Origin of the sequence: Demequina sp., from assembly GCF_024642165.1 — a bacterium.
In the GTDB taxonomy this organism is placed as follows: Bacteria; Actinomycetota; Actinomycetes; order Actinomycetales; family Demequinaceae; genus Demequina.
The window spans coordinates 1-7,186 of sequence record NZ_JAHEBP010000106.1 but is presented as its reverse complement, the minus strand read 5'-3'; the positions used below and the strand labels follow the sequence as shown (position 1 = coordinate 7,186).

Genomic DNA, 7,186 nt, shown 5'->3' with positions numbered 1-7,186 from the left:
GTCGTGGGCGCGGGTGGGGTCGGAGACGGCGAACCTTGAGGCGACTTCTGGGCCGGCGCCTTCGCGGCCTTCGCGGCCTTCGCGGCCTTCGCGGCCTTCGCGGCCTTCGGCGCGTTCGGGGCCGCGGCGGCCGCCGGCAACGGCACCGGTTGCTCGACGGTGACCGGGCGCATGGCCTGACCCCGGCGCGGAACCGGTCGGGCGACACGGGGAGTGGACGCACGGGGTCCGCCCCGCGATCCACGGCGCGCAGATCCCTCGGACGCCGGTGCCTGCACGGGCGCCACGGTCACCGGCCGGGCGCGAGGCCCCTCGACCGCGGCCCACGGGCCTTCGGGAATCACCGTGACGCCTTCGGGGTCGGCGGAGGCGCGCACCGGCACCTCAGCGGAGTGCGGCGCGCCCGGACGTGAGGGGCGAGTCACCTCGCCATTGTCCCGGCGCACCGCGCCCGTCGGGCGCTGCCGTGGCAGCGAGTCGCGTTATTCGGGCGGGGCGCCCGGACACGACGAAGCGGGCGCGTCCCCGAGGAGACGCGCCCGCTTGCGGATCCGCTGCGCGGGCTACAGGTAGCGGCGCGGGAACGCGGACTTGCCGGCGTAGACCGCCGCGTCGTCCAGCTCCTCCTCGATGCGAAGCAGCTGGTTGTACTTGGCGATGCGCTCACCGCGAGCGGGCGCTCCGGTCTTGATCTGGCCGGCGTTGTACGCGACGGACAGGTCGGCGATGGTGACGTCCTCGGTCTCACCGGAGCGGTGCGACACCATGGCGGTGAAGCCCGCGCGCTGCGCCATCTGCACGGCGTCCGAGGTCTCGGACAGCGTGCCGATCTGGTTGAGCTTCACCAGCAGCGAGTTCGCCGCCTTCTCGTCGATACCGCGCTTGAGGCGCACGGGGTTGGTGACGAAGAGGTCGTCTCCGACGATCTGGGTCTTGGCGCCCACGGACGCGGTGAGAGCCGTCCAGTTGGCCCAGTCGTCCTCGTCCAGCGGGTCCTCGATGGACACCAGCGGGTAGTCGGCGACCAGTTGCTCGTAGAACGCGATCATCTCGGCGGGCGACTTCTGTCCACCCTCCCAGTTGTACGAGCCGTCGGTGTGGAACTCCGAGGCGGCGACGTCGAGCGCGAGCGCCACGTCCTCACCCGGGGTGAAGCCGGCCTTCTCGATGGCGACCAGGATCAGGTCCAGGGCGTCGCGGTTGGACGGCAGGTTGGGCGCGAAGCCGCCCTCGTCGCCCAGGCCGGTGGCCAGGCCGCGCTCCTTCAGGACGGACTTGAGCGCGTGGTAGACCTCGGCTCCGGTGCGAAGCGCCTCACGGAACGTGGGGGCACCCACCGGGGCGATCATGAACTCCTGGATGTCGACGTTCGAGTCCGCGTGGGAGCCGCCGTTGAGGATGTTCATCATCGGGACGGGCAGGATGTGGGCGTTGGGGCCGCCCACGTAGCGGAACAGCGCGATGTCGGCCGAGTCGGCCGCGGCCTTCGCGACGGCGAGGGACACGCCCAGGATCGCGTTCGCGCCCAGCTTGCCCTTGTTGTCGGTGCCGTCCAGGTCGAGCATGATCTGGTCGATGATGCGCTGCTCGGTGGCGTCAAGACCCACCACCTCGGGCGCGATCTCGTCGATGACGGCGTCGACGGCCTGCTCGACACCCTTGCCCAGGTAACGCCCCTTGTCGCCATCGCGACGCTCGACCGCCTCGAAGGCGCCGGTCGACGCGCCCGAGGGGACCGCGGCACGCGCGAACGTGCCGTCATCGAGGGCGACCTCGACCTCAACAGTGGGGTTGCCGCGCGAGTCAAGGATCTCGCGGGCGCCAACGGCCTCGATGCTGGCCATGATGCTCCTTACGTCGTGGTGGATTGCTTCGTCGAGTCTATAAGCGCGCACTGCAACACGCTCACCGACGTTTGTCCTAGTCGGGTGAACCTTCGGCGTCGGTCGCGCGGGACGCCTCCGCGGCGCGCGCCGCCGTCTCGACGCGGCGCGTGGCGACGCGCAGCTCGGTCTCGGCGTCGAGGCCCTCCGCCTCCGCGCGGGCGACCAGCCTGAGCAACGCGGCACCCAGGTCTCCACCCTCGGGGAGGGCGACCTCGAGGCCCGCCCGATCCGCGCGGCCCATCAGCTTCTGGGCGCGCGCCAGGGCGCCCAGGGCGGCCGGCACGCCGTCCATCACGGACTCCCGGGACGTCGTCTCCGCCTTGATCCGGTCCCACCGCTGAAGGTGCTCCCGCATCGTCCCCGCGGCCTCGTCGCCGAACACGTGCGGGTGCCGCGCGATCAGCTTGTCGGCGCAGGCATCGGCGACGTCGTCGATGTCGAAGGGGTCCTCGGCGTCCTCCTGTGCGACGCGCGCGTGGAAGACCACCTGGAGCAGCACGTCTCCGAGCTCCTCCCGCAGGTGGGAACGCGAGCCGGACTCGATGGCCTCGACCAGCTCGTGGGCCTCCTCGAGGGCGTACGGCGCGAGCGACTCATGCGTCTGCTCGGCATCCCAGGCGCAGCCGCCGGGCGAACGGAGGCGATCCATCACCCCCACGAGACGGGCGAGACCGTCAGCCACGCGCCGCCCACGGCGCGGTGGTGTCCTGGAAGCCAGAGACGTCGAGGAACGGGACGAACGCGTAGTTGCCCAACTGCAGCTGATCCGCCGTGGAGATCGCGGCGGCCACGGAGGCGAGCAGCGCGTCCGGGGAGAACTCGCCCACGCGCGGCGAGAACACGCCGTCGGCCGCCGCGCGGTCCGCGATCTCCTGCAGTGCCGCGAAGCTCGGGTCCGAGTAGGCGAGCACGTACATCGCGAGCACGGCGTGCACCGAGGCGACCACCTCGGGGCTGGGCTCGGGATTCTCGACGCCCGTGTACTGGAGCCACGCCGCGGCGATGCTCTGCGCGTCGGACTCGCGGATGTTGGCGCCCGATTCGGCCGCGGCCGCGATCAGGTCGGGTGCCAGCACGGCGAGAGTGGCGAGCGCGCGCCGGTCGGTCTGGGTGAGACCTTCTCCGTCCGTCTGCCAGGCCGCGGCGGTGGCGTCGAGGTCGCTGGAGGTGACCACTGTGTCGTCGAGCGTCGCGGTGACGCCGGGCGCGGCCCCCTGGCCCGGCACGGCGCAGCCGGCCAGCAGAAGGGACGATGCGGCGAGGACGGCGAGGCGTCGGCGGAACGTCATGAGGGTCATCCTAATGCGGGTGAGCGGGTGGCCATGATGACGGTGCGCACCCAGTCGAGCACCTCGAGTCCGTCGACGGGGCGGCCGCCCACGCGCGCGGTCATGGGCGCCGGGACCAGCACCTGGCGCACGGCCGGCTTGATGAGCGTGCCGGGATAGAGGCGGGTGACGCGCAGGGCGGCGGAGTCGGGCAGCTCGAGCGGGCTGAAGCGGATGAGCCTGCCCTGCGCGACCACGTCGTGGATCCCCACGGCCCGCAGTTCCAGCCGCAGCCGTGCGACGGCCAGCAGGTTGCGGACGGGCTCCGGCAGCTCGCCGTAGCGATCGTCGAGCTCCTCCTCGATCGCCGCCAGCTGCTCCTCGGCGTCGGCGTCCGCGATCTTGCGGTAGGCCTCGAGGCGCAGGCGCTCGTGCTCGATGTACTCGGTGGGGATGTGCGCGTCGACCGGCAGGTCGACCGTCATGGGGGCACGCTCCTCCTCGCCCTCCCCGCGGAAGCCGGCGACCGCCTCCCCCACCATGCGGATGTAGAGGTCGAAGCCCACGCCCTCGATGTGACCGGACTGCTCGGAGCCCAGCAGGTTGCCGGCGCCGCGGATCTCGAGGTCCTTCATCGCCACCGCCATGCCCGCGCCCAGGTCGGTGTGCGCGGCGATGGTCTGCAGGCGATCGTGCGCCGTCTCCGTGAGGGTGCGCTCCGGGGGGTAGAGGAAGTAGGCGTAGGCCCGCTCGCGCGCGCGGCCCACTCGCCCCCGCAGCTGGTGCAGCTGGGACAGCCCGAAGGTGTCCGCGCGCTCCACGATGAGGGTGTTGGCGTTGGAGATGTCGAGGCCGGTCTCGACGATGGTGGTGCACACCAGGACGTCGTACTTCTTGTCGTAGTAGTCGACGATCACCTGCTCGAGCTGCTTCTCGCCCATCTGCCCGTGCGCCACCGCGATGCGCGCCTCCGGCACCAGCTCGCCCAGCGTGAGGGCCGCGCGGGTGATGGTCTTCACGGAGTTGTGGATGAAGAACACCTGGCCGTCGCGCAGCAGCTCGCGGCGGATGGCGGCGACGATCTGCGCGTCCTCCTCCGGCCCCACGTACGTGAGGATCGGGTGGCGCTCCTCGGGCGGGGTCGCCAGCGTCGACATCTCGCGGATGCCCGTCACGGCCATCTCGAGCGTGCGCGGAATGGGCGTCGCCGACATCGCGAGCACGTCGACGTCCGTGCGCAGCGCCTTGAGGGTCTCCTTGTGCTCGACGCCGAACCGCTGCTCCTCGTCGATGATGATGAGGCCCAGGTCCTTGAACCGCACGGAGCCGGTGATGAGGCGGTGGGTGCCGATCACCAGGTCCACCGTGCCGTCCGCGAGCCCCGCGATGATCTCCTTGGCCTCCTTGTCGCTCTGGAAGCGCGACAGCGCGGCCACCTTCACCGGGAACTGCGCCATCCGCTCGGAGAACGTGTCGAAGTGCTGCTTCACCAGGAGCGTCGTGGGGCACAGGATCGCGACCTGGGTGCCGTCCTGGATCGCCTTGAACGCGGCGCGCACCGCGATCTCCGTCTTGCCGAAGCCCACGTCGCCACAGACGAGCCGATCCATGGGGACCGGCTTCTCCATGTCCGCCTTGACCTCATCGATGGTGCTGAGCTGGTCGGGCGTCTCGACGAAGGCGAACGCCTCCTCGAGCTCCCGCTGCCACGGGGTGTCGGGGCCGAACTCCCGCCCGGCCGTCGCCATCCGCGCGCTGTACAGGCGGATCAGCTCCGCCGCGATCTCCTTGACCGCCTTGCGAGCCTTGCCCTTGGTCTTGGCCCAGTCGGACCCGCCCATCTTGTTGACCGCGGGCGCCTCGCCCCCCACGTACTTGGTGACCAGGTCCAGCTGGTCGGTGGGGACGGACAGCCGGTCTCCCGGTCCGCCCCGCTTCGAGGGCGCGTACTCGATGACGAGGTACTCGCGCTCGACACCACGCACCGTCCGCTTGGTGAGCTCCACGAACCGGCCCACGCCGTGGCTGGAGTGCACCACGAAGTCCCCCGGTCGCAGTTGCAGCGGGTCCACCACGTTGCGACGGCGGCTCGGCACCTTGACCTTCGCGCCGGCGACCGTCGACGCGCGTCCCGTGAGGTCGGACTCGGACAGCACGAGCAGGCGCCGGCCGGGCACCTGGAAGCCCCCTCCCCCGACGCCGGGGACGATGGCGACCACGCCGGCGTCCGCATCGTCCCCGTGCTCGGCGACGCGGGCGGGGATGAAGTGCTCGCCGCACTGCTCGGCCAGCCGGTGCGCGCTGCCGGTGCCGCCGGCCGCGACCACCACGCGCCAGCCCTCGGCGAGGCGCTGGCGCACGATGTCGAGGGCCGCGCGCTGCCGTCCCCGGAAGTCCTCGACGTCCACGATTCCGGGCTCGACGCCATCCGCGGCGCCGAACGGTCCGATGGTGCTCCATGCCAGTCCCCGCTCGCCCGCGCGCTCGAGCACCTCGGCCAGGTCGACGAACGCGCCCTGGACCTCGAGCGGTGCGTCGGCGCCCGCGGCGGAGCTCACCCACGCCGCGGCCAGGAACTCCTGGGCGGTGCGGTGCAGGTCCTCGGCGCGGCGCGCGAGCCGCTCGGGCTCAAGCGCGACGATGCGAGTGTTCCGCGGGAGCACGTCGGTGAGCGGGACCAGGCGGTCGACGAGCGACGGGATGAGGCTCTCCATGCCCTCGACGGGCTGGCCCGCGGCGATGCGGCCCAGCATGTCCGCGGCGGCGGGCAGCGCGTCGCGAAGCGCGTCGGCGCGGGCGCGCACGTCCTCGGTGAGCAGCAGCTCGCGGCACGGCGGGGCCCACAGCAGCTCCACCTCGGCGAGCGAGCGCTGATCGGCGACGGAGAAGGAGCGCAGCGAGTCGACCTCGTCCCCGAAGAACTCGAGCCGCACCGGGTGCGGGTCCGTGGGCGCGAACACGTCGACGATCCCGCCGCGGACCGCGAACTCCCCTCGCCGCTCGACCATGTCCACGCGGGTGTACGCCGCGGCCGCGAGCGCCTCGGTGAGCGCGGTGAGGTCCACGACCTCGCCGCGGCGCACGCGCACCGGCTCGAGATCGGCGAGCCCCGGCACCAGCGGCTGGAGCAGGGCGCGCAGCGGCGCCACGACGATGCGCGGGACGGGCAGCCCGGACTCGACAGCCGCGGCCTCGGGATGGGTGAGGCGGCGCAGGGTGGACAGTCGCCGCGCGACCGTGTCGGAGCGCGGGCTGAGGCGCTCGTGAGGGAGGGTCTCCCAGCTGGGGAACAGGGCGACGGCGCCGGCGTCCATGTAGGCGGACAGCACGCCGGCGAGCGCCTCCGCGTCGCCGCCCGTGGCGGTCACCGCGAGGATGGGACCCGCCTCGAACGATGCGGCGCGAGCCAACAGGGGCGCCGCCGCCGCGGCCGGCGCCTGGACGTGGGCGCCGTCGGCGAGCCCCGCATCGGCCCACTCCCCGAGCAGCGGGGCGAGCGGCGGGACTGCGGTCACGGAAACCTCCGGGGCATGCGTCGGGACCGGGAAATCCGGCAGGGCCATCCTAGGCGCGCCCGCCGGCGTCCCGGCCAGAGACAGGGGTCAGTGACCGCCGCCGGACGAGGGCCACTCCCCGCCGTCGGACTCCTGCTCCACCACGGCGGGCAGCGAGGCGGTCACCACCGAGCCGTCCGCACGCAGGGTGCCGTGGAACGCGGACGCGTCCGGCGCGCCCTTGATCCGTGGCCCCTGGTCCGCGAGCGGCACCACCACGTCCTCGCCGCGCAGCACGCTCACGCGGTCCCCGCGGACCGTGACGGTGAGGCCCTGGCCCTCCTCGACGCTGAACGCGATCTCCTCGGGACGCAGCGTCACCCGCAGGCGCGTGCCGCGCTCGGTGAGGCGGAACCTCATCTCCGGCCAGGAGGCCGGCAGGCGCGGGTCGAAGGACAGCACGCCCCCGTAGTCGCGCATCCCGCCGAACCCGTGCACGAGCGCCGACCACACGCCGCCCGCGGACGCCACATGGACG

5 protein-coding genes are annotated in these 7,186 nt (G+C 72.6%); all 5 read right to left on the bottom strand.

Features of this window, described 5'->3' with window-relative positions; translation table 11 throughout:
- Positions 1-563: 563 nt before the first annotated feature.
- Positions 564-1,844 (bottom strand): phosphopyruvate hydratase, encoded by a 1,281-nt coding sequence (gene eno / locus Q0L54_RS09315; protein ID WP_296667511.1) that lies wholly within the window; start codon positions 1,842-1,844, stop codon positions 564-566.
- Positions 1,845-1,920: 76 nt separating this feature from the next.
- The gene (locus Q0L54_RS09310; protein ID WP_296667509.1) at positions 1,921-2,535 is read right to left on the bottom strand and encodes a MazG family protein; all 615 of its coding nucleotides are present in this window, start codon (positions 2,533-2,535) and stop codon (positions 1,921-1,923) included.
- Between the two features lie 25 nt (positions 2,536-2,560).
- A complete protein-coding gene (locus Q0L54_RS09305) occupies positions 2,561-3,175 on the bottom strand; it encodes a hypothetical protein (RefSeq protein ID WP_296667507.1) in 615 nt (204 codons plus the stop codon).
- Between the two features lie 5 nt (positions 3,176-3,180).
- Positions 3,181-6,717 (bottom strand): transcription-repair coupling factor, encoded by a 3,537-nt coding sequence (gene mfd, locus Q0L54_RS09300; protein WP_296667506.1) that lies wholly within the window; start codon positions 6,715-6,717, stop codon positions 3,181-3,183.
- A gap of 39 nt (positions 6,718-6,756) precedes the next feature.
- A partial coding sequence (locus Q0L54_RS09295) for a glycosyl hydrolase family 65 protein (protein ID WP_296667504.1) occupies positions 6,757-7,186 on the bottom strand: 430 nt, incomplete at its 5' end.